Source organism: Pseudomonas sp. GW823-FHT03E05 (genome assembly GCF_058796855.1).
This window is the reverse complement of sequence record NZ_JBXAJB010000002.1, coordinates 963890-987333: the sequence shown is the minus strand read 5'-3', so window position 1 is coordinate 987333 and position 23444 is coordinate 963890. Positions and strand designations below refer to the sequence as shown.

Here is a 23444-nt window from a genome sequence, read left to right as displayed (position 1 = left end):
TCCAGAGAGAGGAAACACGGCGCGCATTATGCCGTGTGTTGTCGAGAAGCATTCGTTTTTACATGCAAAAGCCCCAGGCATTGAAATGCGTGGGGCTTGGGCGCCTGTGGCCGTGGCCACAGGAAGGTCTTGCGCTGGATCAGAAGTGGAAGTTGGCACTCATCAGCGCGGTACGACCGGCCGCCTGGTTGGCGAAGTGCGCCGCGTAGGCCTTGTCGTAGTAGGTCTTGTCGGTCAGGTTCTGCACGTTCAACTGCAGGTCGACGTTCTTGGTCAGCTTGTAGCTGGCCATGGCGTCGTAGCGGGTGTAGGACGGCACGTACACGGTGTTGGCCGCATCGCCATAGACTTCGTCAACGTAGAACGCTCCGCCACCTACGGTCAGCTTCGAGGTGATGTCGTAGGTGCTCCACAGGCTGAAGGTGTTTTTCGGTGTGTTCGGCATCTGGTTGCCTTTGTTGGAGCCGGCGCTGACTACGCCATTGCGACCGTTGAGGCCCGCGTCCACCAGTTCGCTTTTCAGGTAGCTGTAACCGGCGAAGACTTGCCATTTGTCGGTGATCTTGCCGCTGGCGCCCAATTCGATCCCGTCGACCCGAGATTCACCAGCGTTCTGGTAGGTCAGCGAGTCAACCAGAATGCGGGTGTTCTTCTTCTCGGTGCGGAACACGGCTCCGGTCAGCGACAGGCGGTTGTTGAACACGTCCCACTTGGTGCCCAGCTCGTAGTTGACGGTTTCCTCCGGTTTCAGGTCGCTGGTGGCCAGGCCTGCCGACAATGGGTTGTCGGCAGCACCATCCAGCACGCCGCCCGCGGGGTTGGCCGATGTCGCATAGGAGGCGTAGATGCTGCCGTTCTCGGCCGGCTTCCAGACCAGGCCGGCCTGCCAGTTCCAGAACTGGCTGTCGCTCTTGAGTTTGGAACGGCCAGTGGCGGCGTTGGTATTGGCCACGGTATCGAAGGTGTCGTAGCGCACCCCGAGGTTCAACAGCCATTTTGGATCCAGTTCGATGGTGTCGAAGGCGTAGGCGGCACGGGTCGTGGCTTTGGTGTTGGTGCCGTAGTAGTTGCGTACGGCGCTACCGGTCCAGGCATCGTCCGGGTTCGGATTGCCCAGGGATGTGCAGCTGCCACCGCTGTTGCCGACCTTGCCAACGGTGCAGGTCGGGTTGCTGTTAGGTGTGACAGTGTAGCTGCTGACCCGGGTCTCTTCACCGGTGAACTCAAGGCCGGTGGAGTAGTTGTTCTTGAAGCCCAATGCGTGGAACTCGCCAAACAGATCGGTCTGGTTGGTGGTGGTCTCGGTGGTGGACACTCGCGAGTTGGCCCGACGCCACACGGTGCCGAACTGGTTGACGTTGTGCTGGCTGTCGTCCGGCTGGGTAAGGATGTAGTCCTGGCCGGTGTTGCCATGACGCAGGGTGTTTTTCAGCGTCATATTGTCATTCAGGTCATGTTCGACGGAGAAGGTGCTGATGTCCGCCCGGGTCTTGCGGAAGTCGCGGTCCTTCAGGCCATAGAAGTTGTTGCTGTCGCCACCGTCGGTGGGTTTGTCATGGATGTGCGCGGCTTTAGCGCCGTTCGAACTGTAGCCATAGGGGATGCCCGAATCCGGCAGGTCGTCGCTTTCCATGTGGTAGTAGCTGACGTTGACCCGGGTCGGAGTGCCCATGCCGAAGGTCAGCGACGGCGCTACGCCCCAGCGGTCGTAATTGACGGCGTCGCGTCCGGCCACGTTCTGCTCGTGGCTCATCAGGTTCAGGCGGAAAGCTGCACCTTCGAGGAACTGGCGGTTGACGTCCAGGGTGTAGCGACGGGTCTGGTCGGAACCGTAGGTGAAGCCACCGTTGAGGAAGTCCTGCTGTTTCGGCTGCTTGCTGACCAGGTTCAGGCTGCCGCCCGCCGAGCCGCGCCCGCCGAAGGAGGAGTTCGGGCCTTTGCTGACCTCGACCGATTCGATGTCGAAGATTTCGCGGCTTTGGCCGCCGGTATCGCGTACACCATCCAGGTAAGTGTCGCCCTGGGCGTCAAAACCACGGATGAACGGGCGATCGCCCTGGGGGTTGCCGCCTTCGCCAGCGCCGAAGGTGATGCCTGGCACCGTGCGCAGCGCGTCTTGCAGGGACGTTGCTGCGGTGTCCTTGAGTACCTGCTGGGGAATCACCGTGACCGAGCGTGGGGTATCCACCAGTGGCGCGGTGTATTTCTGCGAGGAAGCTTTTTCCACTTGGTAGGAGGTGTTGTCCTGGGCCTCACCGGTAATGCTGGTGGCTTCCAGGGCAATGGCTTTGCCCGAAGTCTTCTGCTGAGTCTCTTCAGCCGCCTGGACCATATGGCCTGCGGAGCCGGCGGTGATCGCCACGCCAATTGCAGACGCCAGAAGGCGTGGTGAACTGACAGCGGATGGTGGTTGTTGGCGTGACATGTTTTTCCCCTCCCCAAGGATTTGAGGCGGCGGAATATAGGGGAAAGAAACATTTGTTATCAATTGCGAAATATTGCTATTCGCACTTAATTTACATTCTTTACAATTTGCCTTTACGGTTTTTACGTTCTCATGCGTCCCGGGGTTTTACACAGTCAATAAGAATCAATATCATTGACGGCCTTTCGCTCTGCAGGTACCTGGCCATGTTGCTGCACATCCCTGGCGTGTTCACCCGTGACGAGGTCGGGCGCATCCGTGAAGCCCTGGAACAGGCGGACTGGGCGGACGGCAAGATCACCGCCGGTTACCAGTCGGCCAAGGCCAAGCACAACCTGCAACTGCCGGAAGGCCACCCGCTGGCCCAGGAGATCGGCGCGGCGATGCTCGATCGCCTGTGGCAGAACCCGCTGTTCATGTCCGCCGCCTTGCCGCACAAGGTGTTTCCGCCGCTGATCAACTGCTACACCGCCGGCGGCAGTTTCGATTTTCATATCGACAACGCGGTGCGCCAGCCCAAGGGCAGCCCGGAGCGGGTGCGTACGGACCTGTCGTCGACCCTGTTCTTCAGCGACCCCGAGGATTACGAAGGCGGCGAGCTGGAGATCCAGGACACCTTCGGCCTGCAGCGGGTCAAGCTGCCGGCGGGGGACATGGTGCTGTATCCAGGCACCAGCCTGCACAAGGTCAACCCGGTGACCCGGGGCGCTCGCTACGCCTCATTCTTCTGGACCCAGAGCCTGGTGCGCGAAGATAGCCAGCGCGCCTTGCTGTTCGAGATGGACGGCGCGATCCAGGAGCTGACCCGGGACGTGCCCGACCATCCTTCGCTGGTCCGCCTGACCGGCACCTACCACAACCTTCTGCGTCGCTGGGTCGAGGTGTAAGCCGTGACTTTTCAACTTCGTCGCGAGGAGCTCCTCGACGGCGCGCAACTGAGCGCCATGCTTGAGGAGAGCCCGGCCCGCGCCGCCCAGGCGGTGCTGGCCGCTGCTTCCGAGGGGCTGCTGGACGCCCAGGCGCTGCTGGGGCAGATCCTCCTCGACGGTCGCGGCATCCAGCAGGATCAACCCCTGGCGGTGCGCTGGTTCGAGATCGCCGCACAACGTGGGCACCTGATGGCGCGCAACATGCTGGGGCGCTGCCATGAGCACGGCTGGGGTTGCCCGGCGGATGCCGCCCGCGCGGCCGGGCACTATCGCCTGGCTGCCGAGGCGGGGTTGGACTGGGGGCTGTACAACTACGCCAACCTGTTGGCCACCGGTCGCGGCGTGGTGCAGAACCATGCCTTGGCCCTGGCCTGTTACCGTCGTGCGGCGGACCTTGGCCATGCCAAATCGATGAACCTGCTGGGGCGCTACCTGGAGGAGGGGCTGGTGTGCCAGGCCGACCTTGAAGCGGCGCGGGACTGGTACCGGCGCTCGGCCGAAGGCGGGGATTTTCGCGGGCAGTTCAGCCATGCGGCGGTGCTGGCCGATGCCGGGCGTATCGACGAAGCCGTGGCGTGGCTGCAACGGGCTCTGGCCGGTGGCAACCTGAATTTCCTCCGGGTGGCATGCGCCGCGCTGCTCAAGGCCACGCACCCCGAGATTCGCGACCTGGCCCAGGCCTATCAGCGGCGGGCGGCGCAATTGGGTGACGGACGGGATGGAGAGCGGCTTGCTGTGTTGTCTTAAATCACTATGATTCAAAGCTAATCGCTTTTAATCATTCTGATGCAGGTCTTGCCTCATGCCCGCGACAAAAGTACTGACCGCTCACCTTCCCTTGGACCTGGCTGATAAGGTCGATCAACTTGCTTCTCGCCTGGAACGCTCCCGGGCCTGGGTCGTGAAGCAGGCGTTGGTGGCCTGGGTTGACCAGGAAGAAGAGCGCCGTCGACTGACGCTTGAGGCCTTGGCAGATGTCGATGCTGGAAGGGTTGTCGATCATCAGTCAGTGTTGGCTTGGGCGCAGAGTCTGTCTGGCGACAACCCTCTGCCCTTACCAAAATGAGACAGCTGAAATGGACGAGCAAGGCCCTATCCGATCTGGCTCGGCTTTTTGAGTTTCTCGCCCAGGCCAATCGTTCTACTGCTGCTCGGACCGTGCAATCGCTGGTGCAGGCTCCAGATGCTCTTCTATCTAACCCACGATTGGGAGAGCAGTTGGAGGAATTCAAGCCGAGGGATGTTCGACGATTGCTGGTGGGGCATTACGAGATGCGTTATGAGATTCAAGGCATGGCCTTGTCCATCCTGAGTATTTGGCATGTCCGGGAAGATCGTTGAATCACTGAACCGCGCGCACAAAAAAGCCCATGACAAGTCATGGGCTTTTTCTTGCAGCTAGCTGCCGTCTTTAAACGTAGAAGGCCTTCAGCGGCGGGAAGCCGTTGAATTCCACCGCGCTGTAGCTGGTGGTGTAGGCGCCGGTGGACAGCCAGTACAGGCGGTCGCCGATGGCCAGGTTCAGTGGCAGGCCGTACTTGTAGTTCTCGTACATGATGTCGGCGCTGTCGCAGGTCGGGCCGGCGATCACCACTTCTTCCACTTCACCTTTCTTCTCGGTCCAGATCGGGAACTTGATGGACTCGTCCATGGTTTCGATCAGGCCGGAGAACTTGCCCACGTCGGTGTACACCCAGCGCTCGACGGCGGTACGGGATTTGCGCGCCACCAGCACCACTTCGCTGACCAGGATGCCGGCGTTGGCGATCAGCGAACGGCCTGGCTCGAGGATGATTTCCGGCAGGTCGTCGCCGAAGTCTTCCTTGAGGAAGCGGATGATTTCCTCGGCATAGGTTTCCAGGCTGTTGGTGCGGGTGATGTAGTTGGCCGGGAAGCCGCCACCCATGTTGATCAGCTTCAGCTCGATACCGTCTTCTTCCTTGAGGCGCTCGAAGATCACCTTGACCTTGGCAATGGCGGCGTCCCAGACGCTGATGTCGCGCTGTTGCGAACCCACGTGGAACGACACACCGTAAGGCACCAGGCCCAGGTCGCGAGCGAGGATCAGCAGGTCCATGGCCATGTCGGTCTGGCAGCCGAACTTGCGCGACAGCGGCCAGTCGGCGGTGGTGGAGCCTTCGGTGAGAATGCGCACGTAGACTTTCGAACCCGGTGCGGCCTTGGCGATGTTGCGCAGGTCGGCCTCGGAGTCGGTGGCGTACAGGCGCACGCCCTTGTCATAGAAGTAGCGGATGTCCTTGGACTTCTTGATGGTGTTGCCGTAGCTGATGTTGGCCGGGTTGACGCCGCGGCCCAGCACCTTGTCCAGCTCGTAGATCGAAGCGATGTCGAAGCTGGAGCCTTTTTCGTGCAGCAGGTCGATGATCTCGACGGCCGGGTTGGCCTTGACCGCGTAGTAGACCTTGGCGAATTCGAAACCGGCGCGCAGGTCGTCGTAGGCCTGGGAGATCATCTGGGTGTCGATGACCACGAACGGGGTTTCTTGCTGGTCGGCGAAAGACTTCATTTTCTGAAAGGTTTCGCGCGCGAAATAGTCTTCGACGTTAATCGACATGCGTTGGGAACTCCTACTGGCAAACGTTGGTAATCAATGGGTTTAAGGACATGTCATTGATGACAGTGCCTTGTGAACGTCCTCCGTATCCCCACTTTGGTTCGCCTACTTCCCAAGGCATGTCGCCGAAAGCAAAAAGGCCATGGGAAATCTGCCCTTGGCCTTGCTGTCTCGTCGTCAGTACTTGAGCCGGATGGATCGTTTCCAGCATGGACGTTCGGCGCGAACTTTAGGCGGTGAGGGGGCTGAGATCAACAAAAAATGTCGCGTTTTTGCACTTGTCTGACGTGCGTTAGCGACACCTCTCTTTGTAGCCGACACAGATGACGGACAGATGTTCCCGAAGAGTTCTCGAGTGTTAAAAATACCTGCACGTTCGACGCTTTTGCGTGCCAAGTAGCTGGGAAGTATGAAAGCGTCAACATCGGCGACGTTAGCGGCGAGAGGGCGGTTTGAGGGGGATTTTGGCTGTTTCGGAGGAGGCCGCCGGACAGCTCTGACCGGGGCGGCTGTTGATATTTTTTTCCGGCGTGTGGGTGGGCCAAAAATACCCGGTGGCGAGGGCGCTTGCTCGCGCCGGATGCGCAGCAGCCCCATTCTTTTTGCAAAGAGGGGCCGCTTCACGGTCCCGCGGGAGCAAGCGCCCTCGCCACAGGTTGGTTATTGGCTATTTATTGATCAGGCGAGCACTGTTTCAGCCGGCGAGACGATATTGGTCTTCATCCCCCGCGAACGCCCGGAGCTCAGGTAGGCGGCGATGGATTCCTGAGTCACCTCGCCCAGGAACACCCGCTCGGCATCCATCACCGGCAGCCACGAGCGGTTGAACTCGTACATGCGCGACAGAAGAATCCGCAGGTGTTCGTCGTAGGCGGCTGTAGCGTTGAACTCTCGCAGGAACTGGGCGCAGGTGCCGGTCTGACGGTGCAGGTCGCGACGACGTACATAACCCAGAGCCTTGTTCTCGGCACAGGTCACCACCACGTAGCGCCGGTCGTGTTCGTCCATCAGTTCCAGGGCGTCGGCTACCGGGGTTTCCGGGCTGACCGACGGGGCGTTGTCCGCGGCGTCTTCGGCCTTGACCAGCAACAGGCGTTTCAAGGTGCTGTCCTGGCCGACGAAGTTGCTGACGAAGTCGTCCGCCGGGTGCGCCAGCAGGGTGTCGGGGTGATCGATCTGCAGCAGCTTGCCGGCACGGAAGATGGCGATCTTGTCCCCCAGCTTGATGGCTTCGTCGATGTCATGGCTGACCATGATCACGGTCTTGTTCAGCGCCCGCTGCATCTCGAAGAATTCGTTCTGGATCATCTCGCGGTTGATCGGGTCCACCGCGCCGAAGGGCTCGTCCATCAGCAGCAGCGGGGCGTCCGCCGCCAGGGCGCGGATCACCCCGATGCGCTGTTGCTGGCCACCGGACAGTTCCCGTGGGTAGCGATGCAGGTACTGCTTGGGTTCGAGCTTGATCATGCTCATCAGCTCGCGGGCCCGGTCGTGGCATTTCTGCTTGTCCCAGCCCAGCAGGCGTGGCACCACCACGATGTTTTCCTCGATGGTCATGTTGGGGAACAGGCCGATCTGCTGGATCACGTAGCCGATGTTGCGGCGCAGGGTCACTTCGTCGAGATCGGTGGTGTCCTCGCCATTGATCAGCACCTTGCCCGAGGTGGGCATGATCAGGCGGTTGATCATTTTCAGCGTGGTGCTCTTGCCGCAGCCGGAGGGCCCGAGGAACACGCAGATCTCGCCTTCATTGACGGTCAGGCTTACCGAGTCGACGGCTTTGACATCCTTGCCGTTGCTGCGAAAGGTCTTGGTCAGGTTTTGAAGTTCGATCATTTCAGGAGTCCTTTTGGAGTCAGCGAGCGTTGCAGCCATTGCAGAAGCAGGTCGGCGAAGATGGCCAGGAGACTGACCAGCACGGCGCCGACGATCAGCATCGACATGTCGCTGCGGCTGATGGAAGCAAGAATGAGTACGCCCAGGCCGCCGGCGCCGATGGTGGCGGCGATGGTCATGACGCCGATGTTCATCACCACGGCGGTGCGTACCCCGGCGAGGATCACCGGCACCGCGATCGGCAACTCGACCATGCGCAGGCGCTGGCCGAAGGTCATGCCGATGCCGCGGGCGGCTTCACGAATGCCCGGTTCGACGCCGGTCAGCGCCAGGTAGGTGTTGCGCATGATCGGCAGCAGGGAATAGAGGAACACCGCGGTGATAGCCGGTAGCGGGCCCAGGCCCTGGCCGAACTTGGAGTAGAACGGCAGCAGCAGGCCGAACAGGGCGATGGACGGAATGGTCAGCAGCACGGTGGCGCTGGCCTGCAGTGGGCCGGCAAGGGTCGGGAAGCGGGTCATCAGCACGCCCAGGGGCACGCCGAAGACGATGGCCAGGGTGACGGCGATGCCCACCAGGGTGATGTGCTGCCAGGTCAGGTGCAGGACCTGGGCCCAATCGAGATGGGAAAAGGCGTTCAGGAATTCCATGTCTTCTCCTCTTTAGTTGATCGGGTGCTGGCGCAGGAAATCTGCGGCCACGGCGGATGGGCTTTCATGGTCGACGTCGACCCGCGCGTTCAGCTGGCGCATGGTTTCGTCGTCGAACAGCGCCGCCAGCGGCTTGAGCTCGGCGGCCAGTTGCGGGTGGGCGTCGAGGTAGGCCTGGCGTACCACCGGCGCGGCGGTGTAGTCCGGGAAGTAGTGCTTGTCGTCTTCCAGCAGTTTGAGCTTGAAGGCATTGAGGCGCCCGTCGGTGGTGTACACCAGGCCGGCGAACACCTGGCCGTTGCGCAGGGCGGTGTAGACCAGGCCGGCGTCCATCTGCCGGGTGTTCTTGCGGGTCAGGGCCATGTCATAGAGCTTGACCATCCCGGCCATGCCGTCGGAGCGGTTGGCGAACTCGGTGTCCAGGGCCACCAGGCGGTTTTCCTTGGTGTTTTCGGCCAGGGCCTGGGTCAGGTCGCTGATGCTATTGATCTGCGGATGTTCCTTGGCCACGTTCTCTGGCAGCGCCAGGGCATAGGTATTGCTGAACTTGGACGGTGACAGCCAGACCAGGCCTTTTTTCGCATCGAGTTCTTTCACCCGGGCGTAGGACTGTTCGCTGTCGAGTTTCTCGTCGATGTGGTTGTAGGCCACCAGCGAGACTCCGGTGTATTCCCAGATCAGGTCCAACTGGCCACTTTCCTGGGCACTGCGGGCCAGGTTGCTGCCCAGGCCCCCGGTGACGCGGGTGTCGTAGCCCTTGCTGCGCAAGTACTGGGAGGTGATCTCCGCCAGCAGGGTCTGTTCGGTGAAGACCCGGGCGCCGATGCGGATCAGCGGTTTTTCCACGGCGTGGGCCAATGTGCTGAAAAGCAGGGCGCAGCCGAGTATCAGGCTTAATTTCTTCATGTCGGTTCCTTGGCTCTGACGGGCTTAAGACGGGCGCAGACCACGTTCCAGCCAAAGTCGGCTGGCCAGGGTCACCAGGCCATCGAGGAGCAAGGCCAGCAGCGCGGTGCAGGCGGCGCCGAGCAGCAGTTGCGGCTGATTGTTCAGGGCGATGCCGGGGAAAATCAGGCTGCCCAGGCTGTTGGCGCCGATCAGGAAGGCCAGGGGCGCGGTGCCGACGTTGATCGCCAGGGCCACCCGCACACCGCCGATGATGATCGGCACGGCATTGGGCAATTCGACTTTCCACAGCACCTGGCGTGGCGTCATACCGATGCCGACCGCAGCTTCCTTGAGGGAGCCCTGGACGTTCTTCAGGCCTTCATAGGTGTTGCGCACGATGGGCAGCAGGGAGGCGAGGAACAGCGCGAAAATGGCCGGGCCACTGCCGATGCCGAGGATCCCCAGAGCGATGGCCAGGACGGCCAGGGGAGGGACGGTGTTACCTATGTTGAACACTTGCATGAAGCGTTCGGCGCGTCCGACCATGCTCGGGCGGCTGAGGACGATGCCGGCGGGGATCCCCACCACCAGCGCGGCTAGCATTGAAGCCAGGACCAGGAACAGATGGGCTTGCAGGTAGAACAACAGATCGTCGCGGTAGTGTTCGATCGTAGTGATGCCGATCCAGTGGACCAGCAGGGCCAGGAGGGCGATTACCGCAGCGCCTCCTATCAGCCCTTTGCCATAGCGAATAGCCACAGGCGGACTCCTTTTTGTCGGTCGGCGGGCACTTTCCCGTGTGGCAGGGCCATTCCTGGCTGCCGGGAAAATACGCGCGAAAAGCAGCTCGTCGAGCGCCGGCAGAGCGGCGGGTGAACGGGCCATGAGCGCAGCTTCGTCAAGCTAACTTGCTGATATTTCAGCCCCTGACGACAGTGCGTGACAGGGGAGTGGACGTCTCCACGTTTTAAAAGGTTCCATAATTGGCAGCATTTAGCCACCGTTAATCTGCCGTCCGGTCGCCCGGGCGACGGGGTGAGCTGTGGCCCGCAAGGCTATGTCTGGGCTATAATCTGCGCCCTTTTTTGATCACCGCCAGGCGATTTCCCATGACCCAACAGGCCGCCGAAGTCGCGAAACGCCGCACTTTCGCCATTATTTCCCACCCGGATGCGGGTAAGACCACCATCACCGAGAAGCTGTTGCTGATGGGCAAGGCCATTGCGGTGGCGGGTACCGTCAAATCGCGCAAGTCCGACCGCCACGCCACTTCCGACTGGATGGAGATGGAGAAGCAGCGGGGTATTTCCATTACCACGTCGGTCATGCAGTTCCCCTATCGCGAACACATGATCAACCTGCTGGACACCCCCGGCCACGAAGACTTCTCGGAAGACACCTACCGCACCCTGACCGCGGTGGACTCGGCGCTGATGGTGCTCGACGGCGGTAAGGGCGTAGAGCCACGGACCATCGCCCTGATGGACGTCTGCCGCCTGCGCGACACGCCCATCGTCAGTTTCATCAACAAACTCGACCGGGACATTCGCGACCCGATCGAACTGCTGGACGAAATCGAAGCGGTCCTGAAGATCAAGGCTGCCCCCATCACCTGGCCGATCGGTTGCTACCGCGACTTCAAGGGCGTGTACCACCTGGCCGGCGACTACATCATCGTCTACACCCCGGGCCACGGCCACGAGCGCACCGAAACCAAGATCATCGAAAAGCTCGACTCCGCCGAAGCCCGGGCCCACCTGGGTGACGAGTACGAGCGCTTCATCGAGCAGCTGGAACTGGTGCAGGGCGCCTGCCACGAGTTCAACCAGCAGGAGTTCCTCGATGGCCAGCTGACGCCGGTGTTCTTCGGGACCGCGCTGGGCAACTTCGGTGTCGACCACGTGCTCGACGCCGTGGTGGACTGGGCGCCGCTGCCGCTGGCCCGCGTTGCCAACGAGCGCAGCGTGGCCCCCCAGGAAGAGAAGTTCTCGGGCTTCATCTTCAAGATCCAGGCGAACATGGACCCCAAGCACCGCGACCGCATCGCCTTCATGCGTATCTGCTCGGGCAAGTACGAGAAAGGCATGAAGATGCGCCACGTGCGCACTGGCAAGGACGTGCGCATCGGCGACGCCCTGACCTTCTTCTCCTCCGAGCGTGAGCAACTGGAAGAGGCCTATGCCGGCGACATCATCGGCCTGCACAACCACGGCACCATCCAGATCGGCGACACCTTCACCGAAGGCGAGGCGCTGGGCTTCACCGGTATCCCGCACTTCGCCCCGGAGCTGTTCCGCCGTGTGCGTCTGAAGGACCCGCTCAAGTCCAAGCAACTGCGCCAGGGCCTGCAACAGCTGGCCGAAGAAGGCGCGACCCAGGTGTTCTTCCCCGAGCGCAGCAACGACATCATCCTCGGCGCCGTGGGTGTGCTGCAGTTCGACGTGGTGGCCAGCCGCCTGAAGGAGGAATACAAGGTGGAGTGCTCCTACGAGCCGATCACCGTGTGGTCCGCCCGCTGGATCGAATGCAGCGACAAGAAGAAGCTCGAAGAGTTTTCCAACAAGGCGGTGGAAAACCTGGCCCTGGATGGCGGCGGCCACCTGACCTACCTGGCGCCGACCCGGGTCAACCTGGCGCTGATGGAAGAGCGCTGGCCGGACGTGAAATTCCGCGCCACCCGCGAACACCACTAAGTTCGCCGGTCACCCCCGAGCCCCTCTGTGCAGACAGCGGGGCTTTTTTTTGCGCGCAGGATTGGCCTGCCGCCACCCCGTAGGCGCTGGCTTGCCAGCGAAGGCGGCGGACGCTGTTGTGCCTGGCTTGCGGGTTTCTTCGCCGGCAAGCCGGCTCCTACGGATTGTGGTGTTCTTAAGGGAGCGCCGTTAGTCGGAAGGGCTTTGGCGGCTCGGGAATCGATAGGGAGCTATCTGGAAAAGCCGGGATATCACGACTAGGTTTCAGACAGTGCTGTGGCCGCCGCAAGGCTGGCGCGCAGCCATCGATGATTCACCTATGAAAGGATGGAATCGGCTATGAGAATTTTCCAACGCGTTGTGCTGTTGATCAAAGTGCTGGTGATGCTGTCGCTCGGAACCTCGGCGGCCTGGGCCCACAACCTGATGCAGGTGAGCGAGCCGGGTTACTCCTCGAGCCAGAGCGCACCGGTGCAGATGCTTGCCAAGTCCGAATCGGAGCCGGGCGATGAAGGTCAGGGTGGCAGTTCCGGCGATGACGACCAGACCACCGACGAGGATGACGGCGACAGCCAGGGCTAAAAGAAACCCCCGACGACGGACTGATGCGCAATCTGTCGCCGGGGGCGGGTCGAACAAGGTTCAGGCGCTCCCGGAGGCATCCGGGAGCGCCTTTTTCATGGCCGCTACAGCACGAATTGCTCGGCGTAGTGGCAGGCCACCTGGCGGCTGTCGAGCTGGCGCAGGGCCGGCTCTTCAGTGCTGCAACGCTCGGTGGCATAAGGGCAGCGCTTGTGGAAGGCGCAGCCCGGTGGTGGGTTCAGCGGGTTGGGCAGCTCGCCGACGATCTTGATCTTCGGCTTGTCCGGGTCCGGGTGGATGGTTGGTGTCGCCGACAGCAGGGCCTGGGTGTAGGGGTGCAGGGGGCGGGTGTAGATGTCCTCCTTGGGGCCCATTTCCACCGGCCGGCCGAGGTACATCACCAGCACCTGGTCGGCCACGTGGCGCACCACTGCCAGGTTGTGGGAAATGAACACGTAGGCGGTGTTGAATTCCTGCTGCAGGTCCATGAACAGGTTCAATACCTGGGCCTGGATCGATACGTCCAGCGCCGAGGTCGGTTCGTCTGCCACCAGCACCTTGGGCTGCAGCATCATTGCCCGGGCCAGGGCGATACGCTGGCGCTGCCCCCCGGAGAACATGTGCGGGTAGCGCTGGTAATGTTCGGGGCGCAGGCCTACCTGCTTCATCATCGCCTGGACTTTTTCCCGGCGTTCGGCGGCCGACAGCTTGGTGTTGATCAGCAGCGGCTCGGCCAGCTGGTCACCGATCTTCTGCCGCGGGTTGAGCGAGGCATAAGGGCTCTGGAACACCATCTGCACGTCTTTGCGCAGTTGCTTGCGCTGGGCCTTGTCGGCACCGGCGACTTCCTGGCCGGCGATTTTCAGCGAGCCGGAAGACGGTTCCTCGATCAGGGTCAGGGCCCGCGCCAGGGTGGATTTGCCACAGCCGGATTCACCCACCACAGCCAGGGTCTTGCCGGCTTCCAGCTCGAAGGACACGCCGTTGAGTGCGCGCACGGTGGCGTGGCCCTTGAACAGGCCACGGGACACTTCGTAGTGACGGGTGAGGTCGCGGGCGGTAAGAACGACGGCCATTACGCCACCTCCTGATTCAGCGGGTAGAAGCAGCGCACCAGGCTGGCGGCTTTCGGGTCGAGGCTGGGGCGCTGGGCGCGGCAGTTGTCTTGCACGTAGGGGCAGCGCGGCGACAGCAGGCAGCCTTGAGGCCGGTCGTAGCGCCCGGGGACGATGCCCGGCAGGGTCGACAAGCGAGTGGCGCCGAGGCTGTGCTCGGGAATCGCCGCCAGCAGCGCTTCGCTGTAGGGGTGCGCGGGGATATCGAACAGCTCCGGTACCTGGCCCACCTCAACCGCCTGGCCGGCGTACATCACGCACACCCGCTGGGCGGTTTCGGCGACCACGGCGAGGTCGTGGGTGATCAGCACCAGGCCCATGTTCTGCTCTTTCTGCAGGTTCAGCAGCAGGTCCATGATCTGCGCCTGGATGGTCACGTCCAGGGCGGTGGTGGGTTCGTCGGCGATCAGCAGCTTGGGCTCGCCGGCGATCGCCATGGCGATTGCCACCCGCTGGCTCATGCCGCCGGACAGTTGGTGCGGGTAGGCGTCCATGCGGCTGGCGGCGCCGGGGATCTCGACCTTTTCCAGCAGTTCGATGGCGCGCTTGCGTGCGGCCTTGCTGGACATCTTCAGGTGCAGGCGCAGCACTTCCTCGATCTGGAAGCCCACGGTGTAGCTGGGGTTCAACGCGGTCATCGGGTCCTGGAAGACCATGGCCAGGTCCTTGCCGACGATCTGCCGGCGCTGGCGCGCGCTGAGCTTGAGCATGTCGCGGCCGTCGAAGCTTAGGGCATCGGCGGTGACGATGCCGGGGTGCTCGATCAGGCCCATCAGGGCCATCATGGTCACCGATTTGCCGGAGCCGGACTCGCCGACGATGGCCAGCACTTCGCCCTTGTCGACCTTGAGGTCGAGGCCATCGACCACCGGCACCGCAGTGGCGTCGCCGAAACGGACATTGAGATTCTTGATTTCTAGCAGTGACATGGGAATCTCCTCAGGCGGCGTTCTTGAGTTTCGGATCCAGCGCATCGCGCAGGCCGTCGCCCATCAGGTTGATTGCCAGCACGCTGAGCAAAATGGTCAGGCCCGGCAGGCTCACGACCCACCAGGCGCGTTCGATGTAGTCCCGGGCCGAGGCCAGCATGGTGCCCCACTCCGGAGTCGGCGGTTGCACGCCCAGGCCGAGGAAGCCCAGGGCGGCGGCGTCGAGGATCGCCGAGGAGAAGCTCAGGGTGGCCTGGACGATCAGCGGTGCCATGCAGTTGGGCAGCACGGTGATGAACATCAGGCGTGGCAGGCCGGCACCGGCCAGGCGCGCGGCGGTCACGTAGTCGCGGTTGAGTTCGCCCATCACTGCTGCGCGGGTCAGGCGTACATAGGACGGCAGGGACACCACGGCAATGGCGATCACGGTATTGATCAGGCCTGGGCCGAGGATGGCGACGATGGCCACGGCCAGCAGCAGCGATGGCAGGGCCAGCATGATGTCCATCAGGCGCATGATGGTCGGGCCCAGCAAACGCGGGAAGAAGCCGGCGAACAGCCCGAGGAGGATCCCCGGGATCAGCGACATCACCACCGACGACAGGCCGATCAGCAGCGACAGGCGCGAACCCTGGATCAGGCGCGAGAGCAGGTCGCGGCCCAGTTCATCGGTGCCCAGCAGGAACTGCATCTGGCCGCCTTCGAGCCAGGCCGGAGGGGTCAGCAGGAAGTCGCGGTACTGCTCGCTGGGGTTGTGCGGCGCCACCCAGGGCGCGAACAGTGCGCAGAACACGATCAGCAGCATGAACAGCAGGCCGGCCACCGCGCCCTTGTTGCGGGAGAAGTGCTGCCAGAATTCTTTGTAGACGGACGGATAGAGCAGGCTTTGATCGACTGCTACTGAGGAAGTTGGAGTGCTCATTAGTCTTGATCTCAGCGCTGATGACGGATGCGTGGGTTGGCAAAGCCGTAGAGGATGTCCACCACGAAGTTGACCATGATCACCAGGCAGGCGATCAGCAGGATGCCGTTCTGCACCACGGGATAGTCCCGGGCGCCGATGGCCTCGATCAGCCACTTGCCGATGCCCGGCCAGGAAAAGATGGTTTCGGTCAGGACCGCACCGGCCAGCAGGGTGCCGACTTGCAGGCCGACCACGGTCAGCACCGGAATCAGCGCGTTGCGCAGGCCGTGGACGAACACCACCCGAGCCGGCGACAGGCCCTTGGCCTTGGCGGTACGGATGTAGTCCTCACGCAGCACTTCGAGCATCGAGGAGCGGGTCATCCGCGCGATCACCGCCAGCGGAATGGTGCCCAGCACGATGGCGGGCAGGATCAGGTGCTGCAGGGCGTCGAAGAAGGCGTCGGTGTCTTTGGCCAGCAGGGTGTCGATGAGCATGAAGCCGGTTTTCGGCTCGATGTCGTAGAGCAGGTCGATACGCCCGGAAACCGGGGTCCAGCCCAGGCTTACCGAGAAGAACATGATCAGGATCAGGCCCCACCAGAAGATCGGCATCGAATACCCCGCCAGCGAGATCCCCATAACCCCATGGTCGAACAGCGACCCTCGCTTCAAGGCGGCGATCACCCCGGCCAGCAGGCCGAGCACACCGGCGAACAGCAGGGCGGCCATGGACAGTTCCAGGGTCGCGGGGAACAGCGAGGTGAATTCGCTCCAGACGCTGGTGCGGGTGCGCAGGGACTCGCCCAGGTCGCCGTGGGCCAGCTTGCCGATGTAGTCCAGGTACTGGGCGTACAGCGGCTTGTTCAATCCAAGGCGTTCCATTGCCTGGGCATGCATCTCAGGGTCGACCCGACGCTCGCCCATCATGACTTCCACGGGGTCGCCGGGAATCATGCGTATCAAGGCGAAGGTCAGCAAGGTGATGCCGAAGAATGTGGGTATCAGCAACCCCACACGGCGGGCAATAAAACTAAACATCTTCTGAAGTACCTCAATCAGCCGGTTAGGCGTTCCCGCCATCCTTGGGGTCAAGGACGGCGGGCGTTTCTTATTACTTCACTTGGGTGGTAGCGAAGTTGTTAGTGGTCAGGGGGCTAATGTGATAACCCTCGACGTTCTTGCGCATGGCGGTGAACATTTTCGGATAGGCCATGGGGATCCACGGTTGATCCTGTTCGAAAACCAGCATGGCCTTTTCATAGAGCTCGGCGCGTTTGGCGGGTTCAGCGTCGGAGCGTGCTTCGTCGATCAGATCCTGGAACGTCTTGTTGCACCAGCGGGCGTAGTTTTCGCCGTTTTTCGCCGCGTCACAACTCAGGTTCGGGGTCAGGAAGTTGTCCGGATCGCCGTTGTCCCCGGCCCAGCCCGCCGACACCATATCGTGTTCGCCGTTTTTCGCACGCTTGAGCATCTCGCCCCACTCCATCACGCGGATGTCGAGCTTGAGGCCCACTTTGGCCAGGTCGGCCTGCATCATCTGTGCGCCGAGCATCGGGTTGGGGTTGGTCGGGCCGCCGCCGTTGCGGGTGAACAGGGTGATAACCGTACCCTCCGGTACGCCGGCTTCCTTGAGCAGCGCGCGGGCCTTGTCCAGATCCCGGGGCGGGTTCTTCAGGCTGTTGTTGAAGCCCAGCAGGGTCGGCGGATACGGGCCGTTGGCCACCAGGGCGTTGCCCTTGCCGTACAGGCTGTTGACGTAGGCTTCCTTGTCGAAGGCGATGTCGATGGCCTTGCGCACTCGCACGTCGCTCATGTACTTGCGCGTGGTGTTCATGGCGATGTAGCCGGTGGTCATGGCGGCCAGCTCGTCGACCTTGAGGTTGGCGTCGGCCTTGATGCTGGGAATGTCATCGGGCTTGGGGTACAGGGCGATCTGGCATTCGTTGGCCTTGAGTTTCTGCAGGCGCACGTTGTTATCGGTGGTGATCGCCAGCACCAGCGGGTCGGCCGGCGGCTTGCCGCGGAAGTAGTCCGGGTTGGCCTTGAAGCGTACCTGGGCGTCCTTGGCATAGCGGGTGAAGATGAACGGGCCGGTGCCGATGGGCTTGCTGTTGAGCTCAGAGGTCTTGCCTTCCTTGAGCAGCTTGTCGGCGTATTCGGCCGGGAAGATCGACGAGAAGGCCATGGCCACGTCGGCGAGGAAAGGGGCTTCGCGGCGGGTCAGGGTGAAGACCACGGTGTGGTCGTCGATCTTCTCGACGCTTTTCAGCAGTTCCTTGAAGCCCATGCTTTCGAAATAGGGGAAGCCCACGCTGGACTTGTCATGCCAGGGGTGCTTCGGGTCCAGCTGGCGCTGGAAGCTCCAGAGCACGTCGTCGGCGTTCATCTCGCGCGTTGGGGTGAAGTAGTCGGTGCTGTGGAATTTGACGCCCTTGCGCAGATGGAAGGTGTATTGCAGGCCGTCGGGGCTGATGTCCCAGGATTCGGCCAGGGCCGGCTCGATGTCAGTGGTGCCGGGCTTGAAGTCCACCAGGCGGTTGAAGATGGTTTCCGCCACTGCGTCGGCCGTGACTGCAGTCGTGTACTGGACCATATCGAAACCTTCCGGGCTGGCTTCGGTACAGACCACCAAGGGTTTGGCTGTGGCGCCCAGGGCGACGCTCAGCAGGGCGGCGCCAACGGCCGCTTTCAGGGGAAGCATTTTCATCAGGAACCCTCTGCAATCGATTGAACCAGATTAGCTTGAATGGCGGATTCGTCATGAATCCGCCCTTCAACTGGTGGGTTAGAGAATATTGAATGGAATGGTGGTAACCAGTCGGAATTCATTGATGTTGCCGTCGGCCTGGTTCTCGCTGGCGCGGTGCGTGGTGTAGGTGGCACGGATCGCGGTGGCTTTCAGCGGGCCGCTCTGTACGGCGTAGGAAGCACCGATGCCGTATTCGTAGTGGTGCTCGCCGTCCATGGTGCGTACGCCATAGACCGTACCGTCTGCCTTGACGCCGCTGTAGGCGGTGCCGTTGTAGTGGGTACCGTCGATGCCCCAGCCACGGGCCTGGTAGATGTTGAACTTGAGGCCGGGCACGCCGTACTCGGCCATGTTCAGGCCGTAGGCGATCTGGAAGGATTTCTCGTTCGGGCCGTTGAAGTCCGAGAGCAGGGAGTTGGCCAGGTAGATGCCGTTGGTTTCGTGCAGGTAGTCGAAGTACTCGTTACCGTTAATTTCCTGGTAAGAGAAGGTCAGGCTGTGGGCCTGGTGGGTCAGTCCGAGGGACAGCGAGTAGGTGTCGTTGTCGATCTCGCCCATCTTCTTCTTGCCGGTATCGACGGTCTTGTAATAGTTCAGGCCGGTGGTCAGGCTCAGCACCGAGCTGTCGCCCAGCTCGTGGGTGGCGCCGAAGTAGTACTGGTTCCAGAAGTCTTCCACCTTGGAGGCGTAGAGGCTGGTCTTCAGGCTTTTCAGCGGCTGGTAGTTGGCGCCGACCAGGCTTACGCGATCGGTCTCGGCACCGTTGCTGTTGTACTCGGAGCTGAACTTGGACAGGCTCTGTTCGGTCCGTGGCGATACCCGGTCGAAGCTGCCGGCGTCGAACGACAGGTTGTTGAACTCTTCGCTGTGGATACTCACCCCTTCAAAGCTCGAAGGCAGCGGACGGTTGCCGATGACGTCGACGATCGGCGTGCTGAAGTTCTGCCGGCCGGCGGTCAGGGTGGTGTTGGACACGCGGAACTTGACGTTGGCCAGGCCCAGCTTGCTCCACTGGCCCACGGCGTCGCCGTCGGAGTGGGTCAGGGTGCGGTTGTTCTTGCCGGCGATATCCTTGCGGTCACGATCCAGAGCAATAGCGTTGTAGGCGGCGACTTCCGTGCTGACGCCAACGGTGCCTTCAGTGAAACCCGAGGTGTAGTTGAGGATGGTGCCCTGGACCCAGTTGATACGGCGCGGGGTCGAGGTCTCTACACCATTGTGGTTGTACGAAAAACGGTCGTTACGACGTTTCAGCTCGTTGGCGTACCAGTTGCGCGTGGTACCCGACAGGCTCTGCCCTTCGATAAAACCCTTGGTCTCAGCCTGGGCACTGGTGGCGTTCAGTTCAGTCGGGACGAAGTCCTGGCTGACGTTCTCCGCATAGGCCGAGGCGGTGATGCTACTGATAGCCAAGGCTAACAATGCGCTGCTGCTCAGTTTCATGGGTGAAGCTCCTTTGTTTTCTTTTTTAAATGCCGGTTTTTTTGGGCCGGCTGGTTTTTGGAACTCATTCAAGGCATCGCAAACGTTTGCATGTGGCTTGATCGCCGAATTCAGGCAAAGCGTCTGCGTGAGGGCGAAAATCGCCCCCAGGGTTTTGGCTCATCGGTTATGGGGCTAGGCTGACACCCGAAAAGGCGTTGCGGCCGAAAGGACTGACCTTGAAACCTTCGACTTTCGCGCTCAGCGGCTGGTTGATCGTCGAGTGGGCCACGGGTGTGATAGGGACCTGTTGCTTGAGCAGTTGCTGGGCCTGTTTGTACAGCAGGCTGCGCTGTTCACGGTCGGTGACGACCTTGGCCTGCTTGATCAGCTTGTCGTACTGCGGGTTGCACCACATGGAGTAGTTGTTGCCGCCAATGGCGTCGCAGCTGTACAGCGTGCCCAGCCAGTTGTCCGGGTCACCGTTGTCGCCGGTCCAGCCGATCAGGCTGATGTCGTGTTCGCCGTTCTTGGTGCGCTTGATGTACTCGCCCCACTCGTAGCTGACGATCTTCACCTTGAGGCCGATCTTCGCCCAGTCGGACTGCAGCATCTCGGCCATCAGCTTGGCGTTGGGGTTGTAGGGGCGTTGTACCGGCATGGCCCAGAGGGTGATTTGCGTGCCTTCCTTGACCCCGGCGGCCTTGAGCAGCTCCCGGGCTTTTTCCGGGTTGTAGGCGGCGTCCTTGATGGTTTCGTCGTAGGACCACTGGGTCGGTGGCATGGCGTTGACTGCCAGCTGCCCGGCACCCTGGTACACAGCGTTGAGGATGCTTGGCTTGTTCACCGCCATGTCCAGCGCCTGGCGCACTTCGAGCTGGTCGAAGGGTTTGTGCTGCACGTTGTAGGCGATGTAGCCCAGATTGAACCCGGGCTTTTCGATGACTTGCAGTTTCGGGTCGTTTTTCAGCGTGTCGATATCGGCGGGGCGCGGGTGCAGGGTCACCTGGCATTCGCCGGCCCGCAGCTTTTGTACCCGTACCGAGGCGTCGGTGTTGATGGCGAAGATCAGCCGGTCGAGCTTGACCCGGCTTGGGTCCCAGTAGTGCGGGTTGGCGCTGTAGCGGATCTGTGAGTCTTTCTGGTAACGCTGGAACACGAAGGGCCCGGTGCCGATGGGTTTCTGGTTGATCTGGCTCGGGGTGCCGGCCTGGAGCAGTTGCTCGGCGTATTCGGCGGAAAGGATCGCGGCGAAGCTCATGGCCAGGTTCTGGATGAAGGCCGCATCCACGGTATTGAGGGTCATGACTACGGTCAGCGGGTCGGTCTTTTCGACCCGGGCGATGTTCTTGTTCAGGCTCATGCCGTTGAAGTAGGGAAACTCCGTCGGGTAAGCCTTGCGGAATGGATGTTCGGCGTCGAGCATGCGGTTGAAGGTGAACAGTACGTCGTCGGCGTTGAGGTCTCGGCTCGGCTTGAAATAGGGCGTGCTATGGAACTTCACCCCTTCGCGAAGGTGAAAACTGTAGGTGAGGCCGTCCTCGGAAATGTCCCAGCTCTTGGCCAGCGCTGGCAGCACGTTGGTGGCGCCTCTTTCGAACTCCACCAGGCGGTTGTACAGCGGCTCGGCGGCATCGTTGTCGGTAGCAGTGGTGTATTGGGCGGTGTCAAAGCCCGCCGGGCTGCCTTCGGAACAGAACACCAGGCTGCGTTCGGCGGCGGTGCCGAACGAACTGGCGGCCAACAGGCCGCTGCCCAGCAGGGCCGGGAAAATCCAGGAATGACGCATGACCGTACTTCTCCATTTTTGTTGTGATGAACAATGGGCCATGACTCCTTCCTGGAGCCTGTACAGGCCATTGATGCCAAACCACTACGTGCGGCAGGTGCCCGTTGGCAGACGCAGCTTCGCCTTGCACCGACCTTGAGGGTCGAGGGCCGGGCGGTAACTGCGTCGTACCTGAAATGCCTGTAGGAATCGGCTCTGAATTCGCAAGACAGTGCGCCAGTGGCGGGTCGTTGCGCAGTAGAGACCGAGCTCCAGCGGGCCGGGCTGGTAAAGCAACGGCGACGTCATGGACGTCGCCGTTGCAGAACCTTATTTGCCGATGCTGACGCCGTAGAAGGAGTTCAAGCCAAAGGGGCTGATTTTGAAATCCTGCACGTTGGCGCGCATGGGTTGGAACACCGTCGAGTGAGCGATAGGTGTCATCGGTACTGCATCTTTGAGGATGTGTTGCGCCTGCTTGTACAGCTCGGTGCGCTTGGCTACATCAGAGGTAGCCTTGGCTTGCTTGATCAGGGCGTCGTAAGGCTTGTCGCACCATTTCGAGAAGTTGTTGCCGTTCATTGCATCGCAACCGAACAGGGTGCCGAGCCAGTTGTCGGGGTCACCATTGTCGCCGCTCCAGCCGATGATCATCGCCTGGTTCTCGCCGCCCTTGGAGCGCTTGATGTACTCGCCCCACTCGTAGCTGACGATGTTCACTTTCAGGCCGATCTTCGCCCAGTCCGACTGCAGCATTTCGGCCATCAGCTTGGCGTTGGGGTTGTAGGGACGCTGTACCGGCATGGCCCACAGGGTGATCTGGGTGCCTTCCTTGATGCCGGCTTCCTTGAGCAGCTCCTTGGCTTTCTCGGGGTCGTACTTGGCGTCCTTGATGGTGGTGTCATAGGACCACTGGGTTGGAGGCATGGCGTTGACCGCCAGCTGGCCGGCGCCCTGGTACACCGAATCGATGATCTGCGGCTTGTTCACCGCCATGTCCAGCGCCTGGCGCACCTTGAGGTCGGCCAGCGGGTTGGCATCGGTACGGCCCTTGAGGACCGGCATCACGTTGTAGGCGATGTAGCCGAGGTTGAAGCCTGCCTGCTCAGGCATCTTCAGGGTCTTGTCTTCCTTGAGGGCCTTGAGGTCGGCCGGACGCGGGAAGAGGGTGACCTGGCATTCGTTCTTCTTCAGCTTCTGGATACGCACCGAGGGGTCGGTGGTGATGGCGAAGATCAGGTTGTCGATCTTCACGTCTTCAGGCTTCCAGTAGTCCTTGTTGCCGGTGTAGCGGATGTTGGAGTCTTTCTGGTAGCTCTTGAACACGAAGGGGCCAGTGCCGATCGGCTTCTGGTTGATGTCGCTGGCCTTGCCTTCCTTGAGCAGCTTGTCGGCGTATTCGGCGGACTGGATCGAGGCGAAGCTCATGGCCAGGTTCTGGATGAAGGCTGCGTCCACGGTCTTGAGGGTGAACTTGACGGTCTTGTCGTCGACTTTCTCGACCTTGGTGATGTTGGTGTCCATCCCCATGTCGGTGAAATACGGGAATTCGGTGGGGTAGGCCTTACGGAACGGCATGTCCTTGTCGATCATGCGGTTGAAGGTGAACAGCACGTCGTCGGCGTTGAAAGTACGGGTCGGGGTGAAGTACGGCGTGGTGTGGAACTTGACGCCTTCGCGCAGGTGGAAGGTGTAGGTCAGACCGTCGTCCGAGATGTCCCAACTGGTGGCCAGGCCCGGAATGACCGCGGTGCCGCCACGTTCGAACTGGCTGAGGCGGTTGTAGAGGGTTTCGGCTGAGGCGTCGAAGTCGGTTCCGGTGGTGTACTGGCCAGGGTCGAAACCGGCCGGGCTCCCTTCAGAGCAGAACACCAGGTTAGTCGCCGCTTGGGCGAAGGGTGCGCTGGCGAGCAAGCCGGCGCTGACTAATAACGGAAGGACTGCTTTCTTGAACATGGTGGCCTCATGATTTGTTGT

Annotated in this window: 20 protein-coding genes; 6 read left to right on the top strand and 14 right to left on the bottom strand. The window is 61.6% G+C overall.

Annotated elements, in window-relative coordinates:
• Nucleotides 1–139: 139 nt before the first annotated feature.
• Nucleotides 140–2425 (bottom strand): TonB-dependent receptor, encoded by a 2286-nt coding sequence (locus AC1RCO_RS12285; protein ID WP_053149024.1) that lies wholly within the window; start codon nt 2423–2425, stop codon nt 140–142.
• Nucleotides 2426–2631: 206 nt separating this feature from the next.
• Here AC1RCO_RS12285 and AC1RCO_RS12280 point away from each other — a divergent pair, with 206 nt between their 5' ends.
• From AC1RCO_RS12280 to AC1RCO_RS12265, 4 genes are read left to right on the top strand one after another with little or no spacing between them, the layout of a single operon-like run.
• A complete protein-coding gene (locus AC1RCO_RS12280; protein WP_011059221.1) occupies nt 2632–3312 on the top strand; it encodes a Fe2+-dependent dioxygenase in 681 nt (226 codons plus the stop codon).
• Nucleotides 3313–3315: 3 nt separating this feature from the next.
• Nucleotides 3316–4101: a tetratricopeptide repeat protein gene (locus tag AC1RCO_RS12275; RefSeq protein WP_492617732.1), complete on the top strand. Its 786-nt coding sequence runs from the start codon at nt 3316–3318 to the stop codon at nt 4099–4101.
• A 55-nt stretch (nt 4102–4156) separates the two neighbouring features.
• The gene (locus AC1RCO_RS12270) at nt 4157–4420 is read left to right on the top strand and encodes a CopG family ribbon-helix-helix protein (protein ID WP_019095656.1); all 264 of its coding nucleotides are present in this window, start codon (nt 4157–4159) and stop codon (nt 4418–4420) included.
• Entirely contained in the window at nt 4417–4695 is a 279-nt protein-coding gene (locus AC1RCO_RS12265; protein WP_220223703.1) for a type II toxin-antitoxin system RelE/ParE family toxin, read from the top strand. Before AC1RCO_RS12270 ends, AC1RCO_RS12265 begins: the two co-directional genes overlap by 4 nt.
• A gap of 70 nt (nt 4696–4765) precedes the next feature.
• Here AC1RCO_RS12265 and AC1RCO_RS12260 read toward each other — a convergent pair whose 3' ends face one another.
• The 5 genes from AC1RCO_RS12260 to AC1RCO_RS12240 all read right to left on the bottom strand — a co-directional run bounded on the left by AC1RCO_RS12260 (nt 4766) and on the right by AC1RCO_RS12240 (nt 10062).
• Complete coding sequence (locus AC1RCO_RS12260) at nt 4766–5929, bottom strand: type III PLP-dependent enzyme (protein ID WP_015634137.1); 1164 nt, start codon at nt 5927–5929, stop codon at nt 4766–4768.
• A gap of 678 nt (nt 5930–6607) precedes the next feature.
• Nucleotides 6608–7765, bottom strand: coding sequence for an osmoprotectant ABC transporter ATP-binding protein OsmV (locus AC1RCO_RS12255; protein ID WP_492617731.1), 1158 nt, complete (start codon nt 7763–7765; stop codon nt 6608–6610).
• Nucleotides 7762–8415, bottom strand: coding sequence for an ABC transporter permease (locus AC1RCO_RS12250; RefSeq protein ID WP_011059225.1), 654 nt, complete (start codon nt 8413–8415; stop codon nt 7762–7764). Before AC1RCO_RS12250 ends, AC1RCO_RS12255 begins: the two co-directional genes overlap by 4 nt.
• 12 nt (nt 8416–8427) lie before the next feature.
• Nucleotides 8428–9321, bottom strand: coding sequence for a glycine betaine ABC transporter substrate-binding protein (locus AC1RCO_RS12245; protein WP_015634139.1), 894 nt, complete (start codon nt 9319–9321; stop codon nt 8428–8430).
• Between the two features lie 24 nt (nt 9322–9345).
• A complete protein-coding gene (locus AC1RCO_RS12240) occupies nt 9346–10062 on the bottom strand; it encodes an ABC transporter permease (RefSeq protein WP_011059227.1) in 717 nt (238 codons plus the stop codon).
• Nucleotides 10063–10412: 350 nt separating this feature from the next.
• Between AC1RCO_RS12240 and AC1RCO_RS12235 the strand changes: the two genes are divergently transcribed.
• Complete coding sequence (locus AC1RCO_RS12235; RefSeq protein ID WP_011059228.1) at nt 10413–11996, top strand: peptide chain release factor 3; 1584 nt, start codon at nt 10413–10415, stop codon at nt 11994–11996.
• 339 nt (nt 11997–12335) lie between these two features.
• Entirely contained in the window at nt 12336–12578 is a 243-nt protein-coding gene (locus AC1RCO_RS12230; protein ID WP_015634142.1) for a hypothetical protein, read from the top strand.
• Between the two features lie 104 nt (nt 12579–12682).
• On the opposite strand, the gene AC1RCO_RS12225 is transcribed toward AC1RCO_RS12230, so the two are convergent.
• From AC1RCO_RS12225 to AC1RCO_RS12190, 8 genes are all read right to left on the bottom strand, one after another.
• The gene (locus AC1RCO_RS12225) at nt 12683–13654 is read right to left on the bottom strand and encodes a peptide ABC transporter ATP-binding protein (RefSeq protein WP_011059230.1); all 972 of its coding nucleotides are present in this window, start codon (nt 13652–13654) and stop codon (nt 12683–12685) included.
• Nucleotides 13654–14622 (bottom strand): ABC transporter ATP-binding protein, encoded by a 969-nt coding sequence (locus tag AC1RCO_RS12220; protein WP_011059231.1) that lies wholly within the window; start codon nt 14620–14622, stop codon nt 13654–13656. The genes AC1RCO_RS12225 and AC1RCO_RS12220 overlap by 1 nt, the downstream gene beginning before the upstream one ends.
• Nucleotides 14623–14632: 10 nt before the next feature.
• Complete coding sequence (locus tag AC1RCO_RS12215; RefSeq protein WP_011059232.1) at nt 14633–15544, bottom strand: ABC transporter permease subunit; 912 nt, start codon at nt 15542–15544, stop codon at nt 14633–14635.
• Nucleotides 15545–15555: 11 nt separating this feature from the next.
• Complete coding sequence (locus AC1RCO_RS12210; protein ID WP_011059233.1) at nt 15556–16566, bottom strand: ABC transporter permease subunit; 1011 nt, start codon at nt 16564–16566, stop codon at nt 15556–15558.
• A gap of 73 nt (nt 16567–16639) precedes the next feature.
• On the bottom strand, nt 16640–18235 hold the full coding sequence (locus AC1RCO_RS12205; protein WP_492617730.1) for an ABC transporter substrate-binding protein: 1596 nt from the start codon (nt 18233–18235) through the stop codon (nt 16640–16642).
• A gap of 78 nt (nt 18236–18313) precedes the next feature.
• Entirely contained in the window at nt 18314–19720 is a 1407-nt protein-coding gene (locus AC1RCO_RS12200; RefSeq protein WP_011059235.1) for an OprD family porin, read from the bottom strand.
• A gap of 166 nt (nt 19721–19886) precedes the next feature.
• Nucleotides 19887–21488, bottom strand: a complete 1602-nt coding sequence (locus AC1RCO_RS12195) for an ABC transporter substrate-binding protein (protein ID WP_011059236.1) — start codon at nt 21486–21488, stop codon at nt 19887–19889.
• 309 nt (nt 21489–21797) lie between these two features.
• Nucleotides 21798–23423: an ABC transporter substrate-binding protein gene (locus tag AC1RCO_RS12190; protein WP_011059237.1), complete on the bottom strand. Its 1626-nt coding sequence runs from the start codon at nt 23421–23423 to the stop codon at nt 21798–21800.
• Between the last annotated feature and the right edge of the window lie 21 nt (nt 23424–23444).

Coding starts and splice junctions, on each gene's coding strand:
- AC1RCO_RS12280 (WP_011059221.1), top strand. CDS start 2,632: ATGTTGCTGCACATCCCTGGCGTGTTCACCCGTGACGAGGTCGGGCGC.
- AC1RCO_RS12260 (WP_015634137.1), bottom strand. CDS start 5,929: ATGTCGATTAACGTCGAAGACTATTTCGCGCGCGAAACCTTTCAGAAA.
- AC1RCO_RS12270 (WP_019095656.1), top strand. CDS start 4,157: ATGCCCGCGACAAAAGTACTGACCGCTCACCTTCCCTTGGACCTGGCT.
- AC1RCO_RS12195 (WP_011059236.1), bottom strand. CDS start 21,488: ATGCGTCATTCCTGGATTTTCCCGGCCCTGCTGGGCAGCGGCCTGTTG.
- AC1RCO_RS12210 (WP_011059233.1), bottom strand. CDS start 16,566: ATGTTTAGTTTTATTGCCCGCCGTGTGGGGTTGCTGATACCCACATTC.
- AC1RCO_RS12285 (WP_053149024.1), bottom strand. CDS start 2,425: ATGTCACGCCAACAACCACCATCCGCTGTCAGTTCACCACGCCTTCTG.
- AC1RCO_RS12220 (WP_011059231.1), bottom strand. CDS start 14,622: ATGTCACTGCTAGAAATCAAGAATCTCAATGTCCGTTTCGGCGACGCC.
- AC1RCO_RS12225 (WP_011059230.1), bottom strand. CDS start 13,654: ATGGCCGTCGTTCTTACCGCCCGCGACCTCACCCGTCACTACGAAGTG.
- AC1RCO_RS12250 (WP_011059225.1), bottom strand. CDS start 8,415: ATGGAATTCCTGAACGCCTTTTCCCATCTCGATTGGGCCCAGGTCCTG.
- AC1RCO_RS12200 (WP_011059235.1), bottom strand. CDS start 19,720: ATGAAACTGAGCAGCAGCGCATTGTTAGCCTTGGCTATCAGTAGCATC.
- AC1RCO_RS12235 (WP_011059228.1), top strand. CDS start 10,413: ATGACCCAACAGGCCGCCGAAGTCGCGAAACGCCGCACTTTCGCCATT.
- AC1RCO_RS12205 (WP_492617730.1), bottom strand. CDS start 18,235: ATGAAAATGCTTCCCCTGAAAGCGGCCGTTGGCGCCGCCCTGCTGAGC.
- AC1RCO_RS12215 (WP_011059232.1), bottom strand. CDS start 15,544: ATGAGCACTCCAACTTCCTCAGTAGCAGTCGATCAAAGCCTGCTCTAT.
- AC1RCO_RS12190 (WP_011059237.1), bottom strand. CDS start 23,423: ATGTTCAAGAAAGCAGTCCTTCCGTTATTAGTCAGCGCCGGCTTGCTC.
- AC1RCO_RS12255 (WP_492617731.1), bottom strand. CDS start 7,765: ATGATCGAACTTCAAAACCTGACCAAGACCTTTCGCAGCAACGGCAAG.
- AC1RCO_RS12265 (WP_220223703.1), top strand. CDS start 4,417: ATGAGACAGCTGAAATGGACGAGCAAGGCCCTATCCGATCTGGCTCGG.
- AC1RCO_RS12245 (WP_015634139.1), bottom strand. CDS start 9,321: ATGAAGAAATTAAGCCTGATACTCGGCTGCGCCCTGCTTTTCAGCACA.
- AC1RCO_RS12230 (WP_015634142.1), top strand. CDS start 12,336: ATGAGAATTTTCCAACGCGTTGTGCTGTTGATCAAAGTGCTGGTGATG.